Genomic DNA, 18,825 nt, shown 5'->3' on the forward strand with positions numbered 1-18,825 from the left:
CTGCTTATGGGCTTCTTCAGTAAACTGGTGCCCCCTTCCGGCAAGGGGGAAAGGAACTTCGACCGGGGCATGCGCGCGGAACTGCGCCGCGACTTTGCCGAGGCCGAGCAGTATTTCTCTGCCGGGGCCGACAACTTCGCCGAGCACCTGGCCTTGAAGGACGCCAAGGGGCAGGAGCCCCTGGTCCGGCACCTGGTCATGGGCGGCATATGCTGCACCCGCATCGGCCGCAACCGGGAAGCCCTCGCCTGGCTGGACCGCGCCCTGGCCCTGCGGGACGACGTTCCCGACGCCTGGCTCAACGCGGGCTATGCGGCCGCCAAGCTGGGCGACGCGGACCGGGCCGCCGGATACTGGTCCCGCTACCCCCAGTGGTCCGAGGAGCGGATCGTGGCCGAGGCGCTCAAGCAGGCCGTGCGGCAGCTCAAGACCGCCGAACAACCGGACTTGCAGGCCGCCTGCGAGGCCGTGGCACAAGCCAGCTTTTCCCAGATGCGCCACAACCACGCCCTGCCGCCCGAGCGGCGCGATGCCATTTTGAAGAAAAAGGGGTACTAGCTCACCTCGCCCTCAAGGGGAAATCATAAACGCGGCAAAGGGGGCCAGTGGCCCCCTTTGCCGCGTTTATGGTTGGAAATGGAAACAGAGACAAAGCCCCGCACAACCAGCCAGCTATCGAAAACCTATCGACAACTCCCTAGAATTTCTCGAAATCGTCGTCAGGCACCGGTCCGTGGGGCAAGGGCTGGGGCCTGACCGAGGCAACGGATATGCTGCCGTAGTTCTTTCCCTTGCCGTTGCCATTGCCGTTCCCGTTGACCCTGAAGAAGGTCATGGCGGCCTGCAGGCCCTCTGCCTGGCTGGCGAATTCCTCGGCGGTGGAGGCCATTTCCTCGGATGCCGTGGCGTTCTGCTGGATGACCACGTCGAGCTGCTGCATGGCGGTCTCCACCTGCTGAATGCCGTAGTTCTGCTCGTCGCAGGCCTTGGATATCTGGCTGACAAGCTCGGCGGTCTTCTGGATCTCGGGCACGATGAGCTGGAAGAGATCGCCCACCTGACCGGCCATCTGCACGCTCTGGGCGGAAAGCTCGGAAACCTCGCCCGCTATCTGGCCGCTGCGTTCGGCCAGCTTGCGCACCTCGGCGGCCACCACGGCAAATCCCTTGCCCTGCTCGCCCGCGCGGGCCGCCTCAATGGCGGCGTTCAGGGCCAGCAGGTTGGTCTGCCGGGCGATCTCCTCGATGGCCGAAACCTTTTCCGCAATCTCCTGCATGACCTCCACGCTGCGCCGCACGGCCGCGCCGCCCTTCTGGGTCTCGCTGGAGGCTCCCGCCGCGATCTCGTCGGTCTTGCGGGCGTTGTCCGCATTGTCGCGGATGCTGCCGGCCATCTGCACGATGGAGGCGTTGACCTCCTCCACCGCAGCGGCTTGCTCCGTGGTGCCCTGCGAAAGGGACTGGGACGAGGAGGACAGCTCCTGGCTTCCGGCGGAAACGTTTTCCGTGGCCTGCTGCACCTCGGTGACCACATGCCCCAGCTTGTCGGCCATGCTCTTCATGGCCAGGTAAATGCCGCGCATGCCGCCCTTGCCTTCCTCGAACTTGACGGTCAGGTCCCCGTCGGACACGCGCCCGGCGATCCAGGCGATATCCTCGGGCTCGCCGCCGATGGTGTTGGTGATGCCGCGGGCAAAGAACATGCTGGCCAGGGCGGCCAGCAGGGCGATGCCCAGGGCGATGGCCGCCAATATCAGGTACATGTCGTATACGGCGGCATCCAGGGCCACCTGCTTGCGGGCGATCATTTCATCGATATTGTCGATATACACGCCCATGCCCAGAATCCACCCCCAATCCTTGAAAAGCTGGACATAGGTCAGCTTGGGAACCGAGTCCTCCTTCCCGGGCTTGGGCCACCAGTAGCTGACAAACCCCTCTCCGTCGGCATTGGCCACATCCACTATATCTTTGAACAGAGGCGTGCCCTTGGGGTCCTTGACCCCGAGCATGTTCTTGCCGTCCAGGGCGGGATTGACCGGGTGCATGATGATGTTGCCCTTCTGGTCCATGATGAAGAAGTAGTTGCCGTCGCCCAGGCGCATCTTGGCCACCTGGCGCATGGCCTCGGCCTTCATGGTGGCGGTGATGTCGTCGATCCACGCCCCCGTGCCGATGACCAGCTTCAGGGAGGGGATAAAGCGGACATAGGATATCTTCAGCTTGGGCTCGGTTTCACCCGGCTTGGCCCACCAGTAGGAGGTCATGCCTTCGCCCTTGTCCCGGGCAATGGCCGTCAGGTCGCGGATCAGGTAGTTGCCCTTCACGTCCTTGAGATCGGAAAGGTCCTTGCCCTGCAGGGCTTCCGAGGGGTGGGCCACCATGCGGTGGTCGAGGTCGTTGAGCCAGACGTAGTTGTCGCCCTCATAGCGGGCGGCGACCACCAGTTTCCCGATCTCCCGAATGAGCTCGTCGCGGGACAGGAAATTCCTGTTGCGGGCATAAAAGTCCTCGACCTGGTTGTAGACCGCATCCACGACCCGTTTCAGTTCCTGGGCCTTTTCCCGCTTCAGTCCCTCGATGTCCTGCGACCGCTTGTAATAGCTATCCACCGTGCCGATGGCCATGCCCACATAGTCCGTGAGCAGGGTCTTTTCCTTGTTCATGGCCTCCGTACGGTAGGAGTCGGCCTCCTGGTCCGCATAGGACGTGATCTGATGAATGAAGACAAAGCAGAGAACAGCAATGGTCACTGCAATGGTTACGACCTGGAACAGGGTAAGCCGGGTTCTCAGTTTCATTTCCAACTCCCTTTGATAGCGGAAAAAGGCACACGCCAAGCCGGCGCCGGGACACCCCCCATTGCACGATGGCCCAAGGCCGTTGTTCTGGCAACCACATCCAGGAAAAAATAACGAAGCTCATGGGCCCAGAAATGGGATGCATGCTTCGCCCGCGCCATTCACAAAGCGATGATTTTCAAATATCACTTGAGGGCATGAGCATGCGTACGAACATCTTTCCCATGACGGCACTGTATACCGCCCTGTTCTGCCTGGCCTGCATCCTGGCCGCGCCCGGCCCCGCCCTGGCCGAAACAGTGGTGATCGGCACCCGGAACCCTGTTCAGGACACGGCCAACGTGCAGAAGGCGGTGGACGGCGGCGGCTCGGTCCTGCTCAAGGGCGATTTCGACTTCGGCGAAAAAGGACGGGTCCTCATCCGCAAATCCGTGGAAATCCGGGGCGAAGTGGACAGCCTGGGACTCCCCGTGACCATCATCAGGGGCGGCTTCTGGAATTTCTACAGCCCCCTGCCCGTGCCGGGAGCGCCCCCGGCCAAAAAGGGGCCGATCATCTCCGTCAGTTCTCTCCACTTCCAGGGCCCCAAGGGAACGCCCCTGCACTTCCCCTATGCCGCAGGACTGACGATCAGGAACAATATCGTGGAAAACGTGGAGCCCCAGGAGCTCAAGGTGGAGTGGACGGAATCCGACTCCCTGCTCTTTGCGGCCGGCGTGGTGGCGGGCACCCGTCTTGACTACCGCAAGACGCCGCTGGAACGCGCGGTGTCCGGCGTCATCACCATCAAGGACAACCGCTTCCACATGATGGTGAACAAGCCGGGCATGACCGCCGGGCGCGGCGTCATGGTGGACTGGACCTGGGGAGCCCTGATCCGGGTGGAAAACAACATCATCACCAAGGCCTCGCGCAACGGCATTGAGCTGCTGGACAACGTGCGCTCCGACAAGGGCGAGGGCTCCATCCTCGTGGCCGGGAACAAGATCGTCACCGATGACCGGGGAATCGAATACCCCAACAAGTTCACGGCCAACGGCATTGTGGCGGGCTGGTACTTCGACACGGCGGGCGGGAGCGATTTCGCGCGCAACAGCAAGGCGCTCATCCTGCGCAACCGCGTCGAGATCCGGGGCGAAACCTCCACGGGCGTCTTCTGCTACGGCAACGACGCCACCGTGGCGGGCAACGACATCATCGTCAGCGGCGGCGACAAATCCCGGGGCATCATCCAGACCGGCTCGCGCGGCTTCTTCACGGCCAACCGGTTCCGGGGCAAGGGACAATACGCCATCTTCAACGTGCCTTTCGAAAAGCTCACGGCATCGACGAACATATTCGCCTGGAACGATTTCAAGGAATTCACGGGACTCAAGGGGCAGATGCTCCTGAGCGGCGACCTCAACCGCGTGCTGGGCCGCGTCATGGTCAAGGACAAGGGACGCGGCAACACCCAGGAGGACGTCCCGCCCGTGGGGCTTCCCGGCAGCGAGTTCGAGGGGGACGACTGGGAACCCGTGGAAAGCCTGCCCTAAAAACAACCCGTAGGAAAAACCATGAGCAAAAGAATCAACATCGGCGACAATGCCTTCATTCTGCCCGAACCAATGACCGTGATTGGCACCATATACAACGGCAAGCCCAATTTCATGGCTGCGGCCTGGGTGACGCGCTGCAACTACAAACCCTGCCTCATGGCCATCTGCATCAACAAGGCTCACGCCACGTCCGAGGCCATCATCCGCAACGGCGAGTACAGCATCAACCTGGCCTCGGAATCCATGCTTGATAAAGTGGACGCGGCTGGTCTCATATCCGGACACAAAGCGGACAAGTCGTCACTCTTCGAGGTGCATTACGGCGAACTCGAAAAGGCCCCCCTGGTCATGGAAGCTCCGCTGTCCTTGGAGATGAAACTCCACGACAAGCTCGAACTGCCTGTGGACATCATCTTCGTGGGCGAAGTCATGGCTTCCTGGACCGAAGAAAAATACATGACCGAAGGGTTCGTTGACGTCGAAAAGGTCCGGCCCTACACGCTGACCATGCCGGACAACCGTTACTGGAGTGTTGGCCGCCAGATAGGCTGCGCCTGGCATGACGGCAGGGAACTGAAAAACACGCTCAAGTGAGACTTGCCGGGATATCCCGGCAGACATTTCCCCTTCACCCGCACAACACCTCCCGAAAAAGTCAACTTTTTTTCATCTTGTTGTTGACATCTGCTGTCCTCTTTTTTAATTGATAACGAAATTCAATTTCAATAAGGAGTCACAACATGTGCGCGGCATTGATCGGCGGAATGGACAGGCTGAAGCGGGATTACATGGATGAAGCCAAAAAACACGGCATCAAGCTGAAGTGCTACACCGGCAAGGAACGCAGCATCGGCGGCACCGTGGGAGAAGTGGATTTCGTGGTCATGTTCACCAACAAGGTCTCCCACAAGGCGCGCAAGGACATCCTCAAGGCCGTGAAGGGCAAGGACGTGCCCGTGTACATGCACCACTCCTGCGGAGTGAGCACCCTGCGCAAATGCCTGGACGAGGCCGCCTGCTAGACAGTGGTCGCCTTGGACGGATCCCAGTCCTTGACCAACGCGATGACCCGTCCCGTCAGGGCGTTGAACTCAGGCTTGGTGACCTGGTCATCGGCCTTGACCGATTCGCCCTTGTGCATGATGCCCTTTGAGATGAGCGAGGAGAACAGGCAGACCGGCAGCTCCTTCAGCACCGGGTCCTCCTTGATCCTGCGGGTCAGGGTGTAGCCGTCCATCTGGGGCATCTCCACATCCGAAACCACCACGTCCACATAGTCCAGGGGGCGCTTGCCCTCGGCCTGGGCCCGTTCCTTGATCTGCAGCAGCTTGTTCCAGGCCTCCTGGCCGTCCCCCACCACGGTGGGCTCGAAATTGGCCTGTTCGAAATTCTGGCGCAGCACATTGCGCACCGAAGTGGAATCGTCGGCGATCAAGGCCCGGTACGTCTGCTCCGCCACGGTAATATCTCCCGCCACCATGGCGCTTCCGCCGTCCAGTTCGGCCAGGGCCAGCTCCAGGTCGAGCATCAGGGTGATATGGTCGCCGATCTCGATGGTGCCGGTGATGCAATTGGTGGAAAAATTCTTCACATACAGGCTGGGAGGCTGCACGTCCCTCCAGTTGATGCGGTGGATCATGGTCACCCCTGAGACCAGGAACCCGGTGACCGTGTTGTTGAACTCGGTCACAATGATGGGCTCGTTCTCCTCCTTGGGCTTGTCCATCTCCAGCCAGATGCTCAGGTCCACAACGGGCAGGATCAGGTCGCGCAGGGGAATGGTGCCCAGAAAACTCGGATGCGCGGCTGCCTCGGAGCCCTCCAGCCCTTCCGGAGCCTCCACCACCTCCACCACCTTGGCCACGTTGACGCCGAAGTAGTGGGTGGAAATCTCTTCCCCGTGCCGCTCGCGCACGAAAAATTCGATGATCTCAAGCTCGTTGGTGCCTGTTTCCAGAAGAATATCCTGTTTGCTCATGGCCTTTCTCCTTGCGGACAGTCTTGCTTATGCACCACCTGTACATGAAATCCAGGGGCAGGAGTATTAGTTCTTTAAGATTCTAAAGCCGGTCCGGGCAACCGGCCCAGGCATTCAGCGTCGCGCACAAAAAAACCGGCGGGCCGATGCCCGCCGGTTCCTCTCAATCATTTTCATGCGCCAAAATCAGGAGGTGGCAGCGCCCGCGCACTCCTCGCTCTCCCGAATCAACAGATCCCACTGCACGGGTTCCTCATGGCTCACGGCCCGTTTCAGGGTGGAACCAACCACCTCGTTCCAGTGCACCGGGGTCACGCCCACGCGCGGGCAGCGGGTGGTCAGGTCGGACTCGGAAAGCACGTGGCCGGCCGGAAGATCGCGGGAAAAGACAATGCACTTGCGCAGCTTCTTGGCGGCGGCCTGCTCTTCCGGGAAGACCTTCTTGCCCTTCACCGCCAGGGCCTTCTCCACCTCGCGAATCATGTCGGTCATGTCCGCCAGTTGACGGGGTTCCAGGGATGCCTGGTGATCCGTGCCCTTCATGGTCTTATCCATGGTGAAATGACGTTCCACCACGCAGGCGCCGAAGGCAACGGAGGCAACGGACGGGCCAAGCCCACGCTCGTGCCCGGAATATCCCACGGGCAGCTGATAGCGCTCGCGCAGGCTCTCAATGACCGGCAAACCGATCTGCTCTTCCGGGCAGGGATAGGTGGAGTTGCAATGCAGCAGCACCAGATCGTCATGCACGGAACGGATGGTTTCCACGGCCGCGTCAATATCCTCCAGGGAACTCATTCCCGTGGACAGGATGATGGGAATGCGCGCCTGGGCGTACTTGTAGACCAGGGGCAGGTTGACCAGTTCCGCGGAACTGATCTTGAGCAGTTCCACGTTCAGGTCCAGGATCTGCTGCAGGCTGGGTTCGTCCCAGGCCGAGGCGAAAAAGACCAGTCCCTTGGCCTCGGAGTATTCCTTGAGCTCCCCGATTTCCTCGATGGAAAGCTCCAGGGCGTCCCGGTGTTCCCCGTAGGTGGGGCCGAAGCTGTTGCAACCGGTATAGGGCGCGGCGCGGCCCTCGCGGGTCAGCAGCGCCTCGGTGCAGCGCTTCTGGAACTTGACCGCCTGGACACCGGCCTCGGCGGCCTTGTCGATCATCTCCTTGGCCAGGGCGATCTCACCTTGATGGTTGTTGCCGATCTCGGCCACCACGAAACAAGGGTGCCCTTCACCGATGCCGACGCCGGAGCGTAGAGTAATGGACGTGACTTTCTGCATAATTAGAATCTCACGATCTCGAAGCCGCGCGTATCCGCAACCGGCTTGATCTGTTCATAGATTTCGTCCTGCCTGCCGAATGAGGTGATCACCACGGCATCGCAGTCCACATGGTCGAGGACATGGGGCGCGGAAACCACATGTCCATGAAATATGAGCCCCTGCTTGCTCATGCTGCTGTCCAGCAACAGCATGACCTGGAACGGGGAATCCTTCAAAGCGGAAAGCACCACTTCGCAGGTTTCCGAAGCGCCGAACAGCGCCAGCCGGGTCTTGCCCCGGTCGCAAAGGTCCTGGAGCTTGTCCAGCACGAAATCCTTGACCGTGGTGTACAGCCGAATGGTTTCGGAGGAATAGTCCGAAAACATCCGGCGGCGGCGTTTTTCCCCGGCCTCGGTAAGGACATACCGGTAGCTTTTCCCGTTGACGGGCAGAAACTCCACGAGATCCTCGGCCTGGAGCTGCTTGAGGTACTGGTTGATCATGGCGCCGGAAAGATTCAGGCGGCGTCCCAGTTCATACTGGGAAAGGCCGGAGTCATGCGCCAGGGAGTCAAGAATGGCCAGGACGCGGGTGTTCTTGCTCGGCTTCAGGTAGGATCCCTCAGATATAAGCTGCTGGATGACCCTGTTGCTGGTATGTTCCATTTGTGTATTCAACATTCACTTGGTCAATGATTTGTGAACCGTATCCGCTTGCCACAGTTCACGAGTTTTCGAATGTAGTCCCCGGCGGGGAACCTGTCAACACAAGCCGGGGACAGCCTCTCCCTCTCGTTCAAAGGCACGGTTTATCCGTTTCCTTTCTCATGCAATCGTTGACACATTGAATAATCGGTCGATTGAAGGGTTTTCTTTACCCTGAAAACGTCATTCCACCGACGCGTCTTCATATCAATTCAAGATTCGTGCCCGGCACTTTCTTCCAGATACAAGAGAAAAAAAAGCCCCGCCTCATGGCGGGGCTTCCTGTCGTGCATCCTTTCCGGCACCGCGCTCGGCCCTACGTTTCTGCTTCCGCTCGGCCTTGGCGACCTCCTCGTCGCGCAGGGCCCGGCGGAGCACCTTGCCCACCATTGTCTTGGGCAACTCGTTCCGGAACTCCACCTGCCTGGGGACCTTGTAGTTGGCAAGCTTCTCCCGACAGTACCCGATGACGTCCGCACGGGAGAGCTCCGCACCGGGCTCAAGCACCAGGTAGACCTTGACGATCTCGCCGCGCCCCTCGTAAGGAATGCCGACGGTGACGGCCTCCTTGATCTTGGGGTGGGCGTAAAGCACCTCGTCGATCTCGCGCGGATAGATGTTGTACCCGCCCGAGATGATCAGGTCCTTCTTGCGGTCCACGATGAAGAAATAGCCGTCCTCGTCCATGTAGGCGATGTCGCCGGTATAGAGCCAGCCGTTTCGCAGCACGTCGGCGGTGGCGTCCGGGCGGTTGTAGTAGCCCTTCATGACCTGCGGCCCGCGAATGACCAGCTCGCCCATCTTGCCCATGGGCAGGGATTCGCCCCCCACGTCCATGTCCACGACCTTGGCGTCCGTATCCGGAAACGGCAGGCCGATGGAACCGGCCTTGCGCTGGCCTCGGATGGGGTTGAGATGGGTCACGGGGGAGGCCTCGGTGAGCCCGAAGCCCTCCAGGATGGTGGCCTGGGTCATCTCGTTGAACTTGTCGATGTATTCAACAGGCATGGGAGCCGAGCCCGACACACAGTAGTTGATGGACTTCATGTCGAACTTGGCCACGTTCTTCTGCTGCAGCAGGGAAATATACACCGAGGGCGCGCCGGGAAACACCGTGGGCCGATGCTTGTGGATGCCCTTGAGCACGTCCTGGGGCACGTAGCGCGGGAAGGGGATCAGGGTCGCGCCCATGGACATGGGCCAGTTCACGCAGGTGGTCAGCCCATATATATGGAAATAGGGCAACACGCCCAGAAAGGTCTGGGGCTCCTTTTCCAGTTCGCTGAGCATGGACTGGCACTGCTGGACGTTGGCCCCCAGATTGAAATGGGTGAGCATGCAGCCCTTGGCCACACCGGTGGTGCCGCCCGTGTACTGCAGCATGGCCACTTCGTCCGGGTCGATGCGCTCGCAGGTATAGGTGTCGCTCCCCTTCAGCAGAGGCTTGAACGGAAACACGGCCTTGTTGTCAAAGGGAATGGCCGGGCGGTTGCCCTCGCGCCGCACCTTGAACTGGTAGAGCATGTTCAGGGGGAAGGCCAACCCGTCCGCAATGGAGGTGAAAAAGTACTTTTCAATGGGCAGCTCGGGCATGAGCTTTTCCAGCCTGGGCCAGAGCAGGTCCACGGCGATGAGGAACCGGGCCTCGCAGTCGTTGAAGTGATGCAGGATCTCGGTTTCCATGTACAGGGGATTGGTCCAGACCACCACGGCCCCGGCACGCAGGCAGCCCCAATAGGCAATCAGGGCCTGCGGCGTGTTGGGCAGCATGAGGGCCACCCTGTCCCCCTTGCGCAGCCCCATCTTCTTGAGGTTGGCGGCAAAGATTTCCGTCAGCCGCTTGAGCTTTCCGTAGGTGACCGACCAGTTCTGGAAGACCACGGCCTTGCGCCTGGGCCACCGCTTGGCCGCCCGGTCCAGAAACCGGTGCAGGGGTATCTTCTCGTAATCGATGGCAGGAGTGACCTCGGGGTCGTAGGACTTGAGCCAGGGGCGTTCGATATTCTCCATTCGTGTATTCCTTCCCTCTCTATTCTGCGCCGAAACGCATCGGCGCACGGTATAATAGCCCTCGTCCCGGGTCAACAGGCCCCAAAACGCAAAATCCCCCTCTCAATCCCGCTTTCAGGCAAAAAAACACCGCACTTTATAATATCTCTAAAAACATTTTCCATTCCATATTCAAACATAGAGGAGCGGCCCGCGTGCCCTGTCACCCTGCGGGCCGAAACAAAAAACGCAACCAACCCTATTTCCCTTGAGGAGGTCACCATGCCCCGCTTGCTCGCCATCATAACCCTGCTCGCCACACTGGCCTTCCCGTCCATAGGCTCGGCGACAAACTTCGAAATCCTTACCGGCGAATGGGCGCCCTACGTTTCCGAATCCATGGAAGGCGGAGGGCCCACGGCCATCATCGTCACCGAGGCCCTCAAGGCCGCGGGCCATTCCGCCACCTTCAAGTACGTGCCCTGGGCGCGCACCGAGGCGCTGACCCAATCCGGCCAGGCCGTGGGCACCTTCCCGTGGTCGGCCACGGAAAAATTTTCCCAGACCTGCCTGCAATCCACACCGCTGGCCAGCCAGAAGATGGTCTTCTTCTATCTCAAGGACAAGATGCCCGGATGGGACTACACCACCCTGGATGCGCTCAAGAGCCTCAAGGTGGGCGGCTCGCGCGGATACACCTATGTGGAAATGTTCGAGGGAGCTGGCATCAAGCCCGACTATGCCGCGGACGTGAGCAAGTCCTTCAAGAAGCTTTTGGCCGGGCGCGTCGACGTGGTGCCCGAAAGCCAACTGGTGGGTTGGCAAACCATCAAGAGTGGTTTTGCAGCCGACGAGGGCAAGTTCGCCAATGCCGACACGCCCCTGTTCGTCAAGGCCCTCTATCTCCAGATCTCCAAGAAACATCCCGACGGACAGGCTCTGTTCGACGCCTTTGAAAAGGGCTTCCAGATGATCAAGGACAACGGCACCTACAAGGGCATCCTGGACAAGTACGGTTTGTCCGAATAGCCAAAAACGCTGATGATAAAGGTTGCCTCCGGCGGGTAGGGGGATAATCCCCCCTGCATCCCCTTTCAATAAACAGAGTCCGCTGCTCGCAATGCGAGCAGCGGACTCTGTTTATATGTCAGGTTTCCAAAGGATCGTGTCCTTTGGCGGGGTACAGGGGCAGCGCCCCGGCATGCCCTTTTAGGCTGTCTCGCCTATTCCACCACGGAAGCCTTGGTGATGACGATGGGCTCAAGGGGAACGTTTTCATGGAAGCCGTGGTTGCCGGTTTCCACGGCCTTGATCTTGTCCACCACCTCGGTGCCTTCCACCACCTTGCCGAAGACGGCGTAACCCCAGCCCTGCGAGGTCTCGGCGCTAAAATTCAGGAAGCCGTTGTCCTGCACGTTGATGAAGAACTGGGCCGTGGCGGAATGCGGATCCATGGTCCGGGCCATGGCCACGGTGTACTTGTCGTTCTTCAGCCCGTTGTTGGCTTCGTTCTCGATGGGATCGCGGGTGGTCTTCTGGGACATGTCCTCGATCATGCCGCCGCCCTGGACCATAAAGCCGTCGATGACGCGGTGGAAAATGGTGCCGTCGTAGAACCCTTCCTCCACGTATTGCTGGAAGTTGGCGGCGCTCTTCGGGGCCTTTTCCTCGTTCAGTTCCAGGACGATGTCGCCCATGGTGGTTTCAAGCTTGATCATATCAAAATCTCCTTTGGATCTATTTGCTGTTTGGAAATTCGGCTCTACCAGACGCGGGGCAAGCTGGCAAACGTCTATTGCCCGGCCTTGAATTTCAACGCCGCGGCCACGAAACGCGGCGCCCAGTCCGGCACGGCCAGGGCGTGGATATGGTTGTACCCGGCAAAGGTGCTGTTGCTCACCAGCCCGTCGCAGCCGTCCAGCATTCCGTTGCCCCGCTCCATCTTCAGGGCGAAACGCAGGTTGCCGGATTTGGCCGCCACGCAGCGCGAATAATGGAACTCATGGCCGCGCACGCGGGTTCCCCGTGCATAGAACGGGGTATCCGCAACGGCCTCGGCCTCGGTATATCCCAGACCCTGGGGCCGGGGACAGAACGAGGTGGCCACCGGAAAGACGCCGGCCATGGGATAGACGCTGCCGTCATACTCCAGGGTGTCGCACAGGTACATGAACCCGCCGCACTCGGCATAGATGGGCATTCCCGCTTCCGAAAAATTCTTCACATGGATGCGGGTCCGGGACTGGTTGGCCAGACGCAGGGCAAGCGTTTCCGGAAACCCGCCGCCCAGGTACAGGCCGTGGATCTCGGGCCAGGGCTGGTCATCGAGCAGGGAAAGGCGCACCAGCTCGGCCCCGGCGCGCTCCAGGGCCTCCAGGTTCTCCTGATAATAGAACCACAGGGCCTCGTCGTGCACGTACCCGATGCGCACACATTTTTCGGCAGCGGGCTCGGGCCACAGGGGCGCTGGCTCGCCAAACTCGGGCGCGCTTTCCGCCACCCGCCACAGTGCGTCCAGGTCCAGCCACTCCCCGACCACATCGGCAATGGCGTCCAAAGCCTGGTCATGGCCGCCGTAGGAAGCCGGATCATACTCCTGGTCGGACATCAGGCCCATGTGCCGCTCGGGAATGGGGTTCTCCCTGAACTTGGGCAGCATGCCCAGCACGGGCACGTCGGTGTGCTCCTCTATGCTGCGGCGCAGGATGGCGCGATGTCGCTCACCGGCGGTGCGGTTGCAGATGACTCCGGCCAGTCTGAGACCGGGCTCGAAATGGGCGCACCCCTGCACGATGGCCGCCACCGTGCGGGTCATCTTGGTACAGTCGATGGCCAGCACCACAGGGGTTTCCAGCTGGCGGGCCAGCTCGGACGAGGAGCAGGAGCCCTGCTCGTCCTTGCCGTCGAACAGGCCGCGATTGCCCTCGATAAGACCCACATCGCAGCCCTGCATGCGTTCATGCACGAGGGAGCGCAAGGTTTCCCCGCTCAGGAAATAGGGATCGAGATTGGTGCAGAAACGCCGGGAGGCCAGGCCGAGCCAGGTCGCGTCAATGTAGTCCGGGCCCTTCTTGAACGAACGCACGGACTTGCCCGCACGGGTCCAGGCACGCGCCAGGCCGAGGCTGACGATGGTCTTGCCGGTGCCGCCGGACAACCCGGCAATGAGAAGTCGAGGGAATGTAGCCACGCTCATGTTCCAACAAAATATTCCGGCTCTTCCCAAAGGTAAAGAGCCGCAAGAGCCGTTTACCCAATCCGCTCAAGGAACAAAGCAAATTAGGCTAGCGGCTCTTACAAAAAAGCCTTGCCCAAGTACTGCACTGGACAAGGCCTTTGTCGTCAAGACTATCTGAGACTCTATTCGCCTTCAGCAGCGGCCTGCTTGCCGACACCGGCCAGACCATACATGGTGGTGCTGCCGGATGACCAGAAGACCATCTTTTCTTCCTGCACCAGAGCGGTCAGGACCTTCTTGACTTCGCGAGCTTTTGCATCGGGGAAAAGCTTGGTGAAGTCGTTGAAGTAGAATTTAGACTTGGATTTGGATTTTTCTTCGCAAAACTTGATGATTTCTGCTTTTGCGGATTCAAGTTCCAGAGGCATAACATGCTCCTTGCTTTAAAATAGGGTGCGGCGGGATCGCCGCACCCCAATAATTACCTATCGGCCTACCACTTGAACTGAGTGGTCTGACGCCAGGTGTAGTAAGCGGGATCGCGGAAGTCGTCGATCAGGTGTTCGGAGAACTCGAGGTCGCAAACTTCGAAGAAGCGTTCCCAACCGATACGGGTAGCCCAGTCGCCCAGGCGCTCGTACTTGTTGGCGCCTTCAGAGTAGGCGGTGAGGATACGCTTGATGACGTCGGTCATTTCAGGCCAACGCGGGGTGTTGTTCGGCAGGAACGGAACAACAACCTTGGAGAAGGCCGGCTTGGTGATGCGGTTGGAAACCTTACCACCAACCATCAGTGCGATACCGTCGCCTTCCTTGTCCGCCAGGGGCAGGGAAGGACACATGGTGTAGCAGTTACCGCAGAACATGCAGCGTTCTTCCTTGATGGCCACGGTCTTGTAGTCCTTGCCATCGACTTCGACCTTGGACGGACGCACGGCGCCGGTGGGGCATGCAGCCACTGCCAGCGGGATTTCGCACAGGTTGTCCAGGTACTTGTGGTCGATGATGGGCGGCTTGCGGTGGATACCGAGGATAGCGATGTCGGAGCAGTGCACGGCGCCGCACATGTTCAGGCAGCAAGCCATGGAGATGCGCACCGGAGCGGGCAGCTTCATGTCGGTGAACTGGTCGAACACGGCGTCCATGGTGGCCTTAACGGTACCGGAAGCGTCGGTTGCCGGAGTGTGGCAGTGGACCCAGCCCTGGGTGTGGACGATGTTGGACACACCAGCGCCGGTGCCGCCCACGGGGAACTTGAAGGAACCGCCGGGGAACTTCTGGTCGTTGAGGAACTTCTTCAGATCCTTGGCCTTGCCTTCGTCTTCCACCATGAACTCGATGTTGTTACGAGTGGTGAAGCGCAGGTAGCCGTCGCACCACTGGTCGGCGATGTCGCAGATCTCACGGATGTGAGTGACGGACATCAGACGTGCGGTACCGCAACGAACGGTGTATACGGCGTCGCCGGATTCGGCCACGTGCTTGAGCACACCGGGTTCCAGGATTTCATGGTAAACCCATTTGCCGAAGTTCTTCTTGATGACCGGCTGGAGGAACTCAGTGAAGTGCTGAGGCCCGATGTCCGAGATCCGGTTTTCCATCGGTTTTTCAGGATTGTATCCAGAAGAGATAAAAGCCATGTCTGTTTCCCCCTTTTAGCGCTGGTGGCGTTTACGGAAGTCTTCGATGTCGCGTTCCCAACCGCCTTCAACCTCATCAGCCTTCCAGAAGATGTAGGGGTTGTGGCGCGGTTCCTGAACCATGCGTGCATCAATGGGCACGCCAGCAGCATTGGCAAGGGCTGCGAAACCGAGGCGCTTCATGGTTTCACCGATGCGCTCGCGGTTCTTGCCTTCTTCCATCCACCAATCCCAAACGCCTTCAACGACGTCCTTGATGGCCTGGAAGTCATCGTCCTTGTTCACTTCGACGAACGGGACGAGCAGGGAGCCCATCTGCGGACCGTCGAGGATCGGGGCCTTTGCGCCGCAAAGGATGGAACAACCGGTGTCTTCACCGATGCGCAGTGCGCGCGGCATGGTGTTGATGCAGTGCATGCAACGGACACATTCCTTGTTGTCGATGGCCAGCTTGCCGCCTTCGAAGGTGATGGCGCCGGACGGACACAGGTTGACGACTTCCTTGACGATGTCGAACTTGCCCCAATCGCGGCCGGCGTGTGCGCCGGCGTTGGGTGCGATCTCGCCGCCAACGTAAGCGGCAACGGCTTCCTGGTCGACGCGGATGTTGTCGCGCCAGGTGCCGAGGAAGGAAAGGTCGGAGCGGGCAATGGCAGCCACGCAGCCGTTCGGGCAGGCGTCGAACTTGAACTTGAACTTGTACGGGAATGCCGGGCGGTGCAGTTCGTCCTGGTATTCCTGGGTCAGGTTGTAGCACAGTTCCTGAGAGTCGTAACAGGCGTATTCACAACGGGACATACCCATGCAGGCTGCCGGAGTACGCAGGTTGGAACCGGAACCACCGAGGTCGTTGTTCATGTTGTGGGTCAGTTCGAAGAAGATTTCTTCGAGCTGCGGGGTCTGGGTGCCGAGCAGCACGATGTCGCCGGTGGCGCCATGCATGTTGGTCAGACCGGAACCGCGAAGTTCCCAGATGTCGCAAAGGTCGCGCAGGAACTTGGTGGTGTAGAACTTACCAGCAGGCTGGGCCACACGAATGGTATGGAAGTGAGCCACGCCGGGGAACTGTTCGGGCTGGTCGCAGTAACGACCGATGACGCCGCCGCCGTAACCGAAAACGCCGACGATACCGCCGTGTTTCCAGTGGGTTTCACCGTCGTTGTAGGACAACTCGAGAACACCGAGAAGATCGTCAGGGCAGTCAGCGGGAACCTGGTATTCAATGCCCTTCTCGTTCTTGGCGCGAGTTTCGGCCTCCTGTTTGACGTCGGACACAAAGCTGGGCCACGGGCCGCTTTCCAGCTGGTCCAACATAGGAGTTTTGTGTTTCGCCATTCCCTTAACCTCCATTGTTTGATTAAGATGTTGCCATCAACCGTTATACCGTCCGAGCGAAACGAAGACCAAGTCAAGCCAGGTTTCCCGGACGTCTGTCCTCCAAACGTAATAAACAACGAATGATGGGAAAACACCCCATAATTCGTTAGATACGCAGGGTGCCCAATGTAATGGACGTTCCCCGCGCGTGTCAACCCTTAAAACCCCGGAAACCCTTTGTCTATAAAGAAGATCGACCTTGTGCATTAATGCGCAAGTAGCCGAGGCTTGCCAATGATCGGCATGCAGAGTATCCACCTCTGGACATGATCGGCAAAATTGAAGGTTGAAAAACCGATACCCCAAAACCGATATCCTATCAAGCACCTCTGAAAAATGGACACCCAAAACAAAAATACCTGCAAACAGTGCGGCAACTGCTGCCGGGAAGGCGGCCCCGCGCTGCATGTGGAAGACCTGGAAATCATCCGTTCGGGCCAGGGGCCGGACCTGGTTCACATCGTGACCCTGCGCCGGGGCGAGCATGCCTACGACCAGGTCACGAACAGCTTCGCGCCCCTCAAGGAGGAACTCCTCAAGCTCAAGGGCAGCCAGGGCACCTGGACCTGCACCTTCTACAGCAATGAGGCGGCCATGTGCACCATCTACGAGCACCGCCCCTCGGAATGCCGCGCCCTGAACTGCCGGGCCCCCGAGGAACTCTACGAGGTCTACACCCATGAACGGATTTCCCGCAGGGACCTGATCCCCCAGGGGCACCCCCTGCTGGAGCTCATCGACGAGCATGAACGGCAGTGTCCGGCCGAAGAGATCGCCCGGCTGGCCACTCCGGCGACAACGGGCGATGCCGAAGCAGCGGAGCGCCTGGCCCACATGGTGCGCTACGACGACGAAATCAGGAAGCTGGTGCCCGAAAAAAGCGGCATGGATCCGGAGGGAATGGACTTCTTCTTCGGCCGCCCGGTGCGCACCCTGCTCCGCCAATTCGCGACAGCCGTCAACATCGAAAAGGGCGGCAAAATGGTTTTCCGGAAAATACCCAAAGGACAATAATGATATGAAAGACGAACGCGGCATCTACTACACCCCGTCCCTGCAGGATCCAGGCACCCGCATGTACGTGCGCGAAAACCAGGGGCAGGTTGAATTCCGGCTCTGGAACCCCTACCACCCCGAGGCATGGGAAAAGCACGGTTGGCTGCCCTATGCGGTCATCGAGGCCGCGGCGGAAAAGTACAAGGAGCGCGGCACGGACCGGAATCCCCTGGCGCTGTATGACTTGGCCGTGGCCAAGCGGCTCATCGAGGACGAGGGGTAACCGGGCGGCATGCTCAAAAACCTGCTGACCATCATCGCTTCCATCGCCTGCTGCCTCCTTCTCTTGGAAGGAGGCCTGCGCTTACTGCCGGTCAACGAGGGCCTGCTCACCCAGCCCGTGGATGAAGCCCATCCCATTGCCCACTTCAAGCCGAACCGCACCTCGACCTGGTCCCGCTTCGCCGACTTCTCCATGGTCAACACGGTCCATTCCAACAACTACGGGTTCCTCAACGACCAGGACTACGACCCGAAAGGCCGGCTCCCGCTGCTGGCCGTCATCGGCGACAGCTATGTGGAAGCGGCCATGATCCCCTATCAGGAAACCGTGCAGGGGCGCTTGGCCAGGGAACTGGAACAGCAGTGGCGGGTATACAGCTTCGGCATGTCCGGGGCGCCGCTCTCCCAGTATCTCGCCTATGCCCGCTATGCCCGGGATGAATTCCACCCGGCCAGGATGGTCTTCGTCATCGTGGGCAACGACTTTGACGAAAGCCTGCTCAAGTACAAGAGCAGCGGAGGATTTCACTACTTTGCGGAAGACGGAACCGGTACCCTGGACCTGGTCAGGACCGACTATCATCCCTCGCTGCCGGTGCGCGTCCTGCGCCATTCCATGCTGGCCCGCTACATGGTCACCAACGCGCAGATGCAGACCCTGCTCCATCGCATTCAAAGCCTCGACAAAAAGGCGGAGCAATTCGTGGGACAGACAGCCGCGCAAGTTTCACGGCAACGCCGGGACGATTCCCTCAAGGCCATAGACGAGTTCCTCAGGCTGGCGCCTGCATACTCAGGCCTGCCCCCCAAGGACATCATCCTGTTGCTGGACGGCATGCGCCCCCATCTCTACGCCGCGGATACGCTGAAAAAGGCGGAAGGCAGCTTTGTCGACCAGATGCGCAACCATCTTTCAAAAGAGGCTGTGCGGCTCGGCTTCAGCCTCATAGACATGCAGCCCCGGTTCATGGCCCACTACGACACGCACGGCCAGCCATTCGAATTCCCCAAAGACGGCCACTGGAACAACCTGGGGCACCAGGTGGCGGCAGAGGCGGTTATTCAAAGCGGCCTGATTCGATAG

General features: G+C 59.9%; 18 protein-coding genes. 8 read left to right on the top strand and 10 right to left on the bottom strand.

Annotation, left to right across the window (positions count from 1 at the left end; translation table 11 throughout):
* The first annotated feature begins 6 nt into the window (after positions 1-6).
* On the top strand, positions 7-558 hold the full coding sequence (locus FGL65_RS00255; RefSeq protein ID WP_147818725.1) for a tetratricopeptide repeat protein: 552 nt from the start codon (positions 7-9) through the stop codon (positions 556-558).
* Between the two features lie 139 nt (positions 559-697).
* On the opposite strand, the gene FGL65_RS00260 is transcribed toward FGL65_RS00255, so the two are convergent.
* On the bottom strand, positions 698-2,800 hold the full coding sequence (locus tag FGL65_RS00260; protein WP_147818727.1) for a methyl-accepting chemotaxis protein: 2,103 nt from the start codon (positions 2,798-2,800) through the stop codon (positions 698-700).
* A 203-nt stretch (positions 2,801-3,003) separates the two neighbouring features.
* Between FGL65_RS00260 and FGL65_RS00265 the strand changes: the two genes are divergently transcribed.
* From FGL65_RS00265 to FGL65_RS00275, 3 genes are all read left to right on the top strand, one after another.
* The gene (locus FGL65_RS00265) at positions 3,004-4,335 is read left to right on the top strand and encodes a right-handed parallel beta-helix repeat-containing protein (protein ID WP_147818729.1); all 1,332 of its coding nucleotides are present in this window, start codon (positions 3,004-3,006) and stop codon (positions 4,333-4,335) included.
* A gap of 21 nt (positions 4,336-4,356) precedes the next feature.
* The gene (locus FGL65_RS00270) at positions 4,357-4,932 is read left to right on the top strand and encodes a flavin reductase family protein (protein WP_147818731.1); all 576 of its coding nucleotides are present in this window, start codon (positions 4,357-4,359) and stop codon (positions 4,930-4,932) included.
* 146 nt (positions 4,933-5,078) lie between these two features.
* On the top strand, positions 5,079-5,360 hold the full coding sequence (locus FGL65_RS00275; RefSeq protein WP_147818733.1) for a DUF2325 domain-containing protein: 282 nt from the start codon (positions 5,079-5,081) through the stop codon (positions 5,358-5,360).
* Here FGL65_RS00275 and FGL65_RS00280 read toward each other — a convergent pair.
* The 4 genes from FGL65_RS00280 to FGL65_RS00295 form a co-directional block, all read right to left on the bottom strand.
* Positions 5,357-6,316, bottom strand: coding sequence for a chemotaxis protein (locus FGL65_RS00280; RefSeq protein ID WP_147818735.1), 960 nt, complete (start codon positions 6,314-6,316; stop codon positions 5,357-5,359). The two genes, FGL65_RS00275 and FGL65_RS00280, sit on opposite strands and share 4 nt — an antisense overlap.
* Positions 6,317-6,502: 186 nt before the next feature.
* Positions 6,503-7,594, bottom strand: coding sequence for an N-acetylneuraminate synthase family protein (locus FGL65_RS00285; protein WP_147818737.1), 1,092 nt, complete (start codon positions 7,592-7,594; stop codon positions 6,503-6,505).
* Positions 7,595-7,596: 2 nt separating this feature from the next.
* Positions 7,597-8,241 carry a winged helix-turn-helix transcriptional regulator gene (locus FGL65_RS00290; protein WP_147818739.1) on the bottom strand — a complete coding sequence of 215 codons (645 nt, stop codon included), beginning with the start codon at positions 8,239-8,241 and terminating at the stop codon, positions 7,597-7,599.
* Positions 8,242-8,547: 306 nt separating this feature from the next.
* Positions 8,548-10,290: a long-chain-fatty-acid--CoA ligase gene (locus FGL65_RS00295; protein ID WP_147818742.1), complete on the bottom strand. Its 1,743-nt coding sequence runs from the start codon at positions 10,288-10,290 to the stop codon at positions 8,548-8,550.
* A gap of 261 nt (positions 10,291-10,551) precedes the next feature.
* Here FGL65_RS00295 and FGL65_RS00300 point away from each other — a divergent pair, with 261 nt between their 5' ends.
* Complete coding sequence (locus tag FGL65_RS00300; protein ID WP_147818744.1) at positions 10,552-11,298, top strand: substrate-binding periplasmic protein; 747 nt, start codon at positions 10,552-10,554, stop codon at positions 11,296-11,298.
* A 194-nt stretch (positions 11,299-11,492) separates the two neighbouring features.
* Here the strand turns inward: FGL65_RS00300 and FGL65_RS00305 are convergent, their stop codons facing one another.
* The 5 genes from FGL65_RS00305 to dsrA form a co-directional block, all read right to left on the bottom strand.
* A complete protein-coding gene (locus FGL65_RS00305; protein WP_147818746.1) occupies positions 11,493-11,987 on the bottom strand; it encodes a peptidylprolyl isomerase in 495 nt (164 codons plus the stop codon).
* Positions 11,988-12,061: 74 nt separating this feature from the next.
* The gene (locus tag FGL65_RS00310; RefSeq protein ID WP_147818748.1) at positions 12,062-13,465 is read right to left on the bottom strand and encodes a cobyrinic acid a,c-diamide synthase CobB; all 1,404 of its coding nucleotides are present in this window, start codon (positions 13,463-13,465) and stop codon (positions 12,062-12,064) included.
* Between the two features lie 164 nt (positions 13,466-13,629).
* Positions 13,630-13,875, bottom strand: coding sequence for a dissimilatory sulfite reductase D family protein (locus tag FGL65_RS00315; protein ID WP_147818750.1), 246 nt, complete (start codon positions 13,873-13,875; stop codon positions 13,630-13,632).
* 65 nt (positions 13,876-13,940) lie between these two features.
* A complete protein-coding gene (gene dsrB / locus FGL65_RS00320; RefSeq protein ID WP_147818752.1) occupies positions 13,941-15,086 on the bottom strand; it encodes a dissimilatory-type sulfite reductase subunit beta in 1,146 nt (381 codons plus the stop codon).
* Positions 15,087-15,101: 15 nt separating this feature from the next.
* Positions 15,102-16,421 (bottom strand): dissimilatory-type sulfite reductase subunit alpha, encoded by a 1,320-nt coding sequence (dsrA, locus tag FGL65_RS00325; protein WP_147818754.1) that lies wholly within the window; start codon positions 16,419-16,421, stop codon positions 15,102-15,104.
* A gap of 378 nt (positions 16,422-16,799) precedes the next feature.
* On the opposite strand from dsrA, the gene FGL65_RS00330 reads away from it, so the two are divergent.
* From FGL65_RS00330 to FGL65_RS00340, 3 genes are read left to right on the top strand one after another with little or no spacing between them, the layout of a single operon-like run.
* The gene (locus tag FGL65_RS00330; RefSeq protein WP_147818756.1) at positions 16,800-17,477 is read left to right on the top strand and encodes a YkgJ family cysteine cluster protein; all 678 of its coding nucleotides are present in this window, start codon (positions 16,800-16,802) and stop codon (positions 17,475-17,477) included.
* Between the two features lie 4 nt (positions 17,478-17,481).
* Positions 17,482-17,742, top strand: coding sequence for a hypothetical protein (locus tag FGL65_RS00335; protein ID WP_147818758.1), 261 nt, complete (start codon positions 17,482-17,484; stop codon positions 17,740-17,742).
* A 9-nt stretch (positions 17,743-17,751) separates the two neighbouring features.
* Positions 17,752-18,825 (top strand): alginate O-acetyltransferase AlgX-related protein, encoded by a 1,074-nt coding sequence (locus FGL65_RS00340; RefSeq protein ID WP_147818760.1) that lies wholly within the window; start codon positions 17,752-17,754, stop codon positions 18,823-18,825.

The sequence above is a fragment of the Salidesulfovibrio onnuriiensis genome (genome assembly GCF_008001235.1).
Lineage (GTDB): Bacteria > Desulfobacterota > Desulfovibrionia > Desulfovibrionales > Desulfovibrionaceae > Pseudodesulfovibrio > Pseudodesulfovibrio onnuriiensis.

Coding starts and splice junctions, on each gene's coding strand:
- FGL65_RS00335 (WP_147818758.1), top strand. CDS start 17,482: ATGAAAGACGAACGCGGCATCTACTACACCCCGTCCCTGCAGGATCCA.
- FGL65_RS00280 (WP_147818735.1), bottom strand. CDS start 6,316: ATGAGCAAACAGGATATTCTTCTGGAAACAGGCACCAACGAGCTTGAG.
- FGL65_RS00285 (WP_147818737.1), bottom strand. CDS start 7,594: ATGCAGAAAGTCACGTCCATTACTCTACGCTCCGGCGTCGGCATCGGT.
- FGL65_RS00305 (WP_147818746.1), bottom strand. CDS start 11,987: ATGATCAAGCTTGAAACCACCATGGGCGACATCGTCCTGGAACTGAAC.
- FGL65_RS00275 (WP_147818733.1), top strand. CDS start 5,079: ATGTGCGCGGCATTGATCGGCGGAATGGACAGGCTGAAGCGGGATTAC.
- FGL65_RS00340 (WP_147818760.1), top strand. CDS start 17,752: ATGCTCAAAAACCTGCTGACCATCATCGCTTCCATCGCCTGCTGCCTC.
- FGL65_RS00315 (WP_147818750.1), bottom strand. CDS start 13,875: ATGCCTCTGGAACTTGAATCCGCAAAAGCAGAAATCATCAAGTTTTGC.
- FGL65_RS00310 (WP_147818748.1), bottom strand. CDS start 13,465: ATGAGCGTGGCTACATTCCCTCGACTTCTCATTGCCGGGTTGTCCGGC.
- FGL65_RS00255 (WP_147818725.1), top strand. CDS start 7: ATGGGCTTCTTCAGTAAACTGGTGCCCCCTTCCGGCAAGGGGGAAAGG.
- dsrB (WP_147818752.1), bottom strand. CDS start 15,086: ATGGCTTTTATCTCTTCTGGATACAATCCTGAAAAACCGATGGAAAAC.
- dsrA (WP_147818754.1), bottom strand. CDS start 16,421: ATGGCGAAACACAAAACTCCTATGTTGGACCAGCTGGAAAGCGGCCCG.
- FGL65_RS00330 (WP_147818756.1), top strand. CDS start 16,800: ATGGACACCCAAAACAAAAATACCTGCAAACAGTGCGGCAACTGCTGC.
- FGL65_RS00260 (WP_147818727.1), bottom strand. CDS start 2,800: ATGAAACTGAGAACCCGGCTTACCCTGTTCCAGGTCGTAACCATTGCA.
- FGL65_RS00270 (WP_147818731.1), top strand. CDS start 4,357: ATGAGCAAAAGAATCAACATCGGCGACAATGCCTTCATTCTGCCCGAA.
- FGL65_RS00300 (WP_147818744.1), top strand. CDS start 10,552: ATGCCCCGCTTGCTCGCCATCATAACCCTGCTCGCCACACTGGCCTTC.
- FGL65_RS00290 (WP_147818739.1), bottom strand. CDS start 8,241: ATGGAACATACCAGCAACAGGGTCATCCAGCAGCTTATATCTGAGGGA.
- FGL65_RS00265 (WP_147818729.1), top strand. CDS start 3,004: ATGCGTACGAACATCTTTCCCATGACGGCACTGTATACCGCCCTGTTC.
- FGL65_RS00295 (WP_147818742.1), bottom strand. CDS start 10,290: ATGGAGAATATCGAACGCCCCTGGCTCAAGTCCTACGACCCCGAGGTC.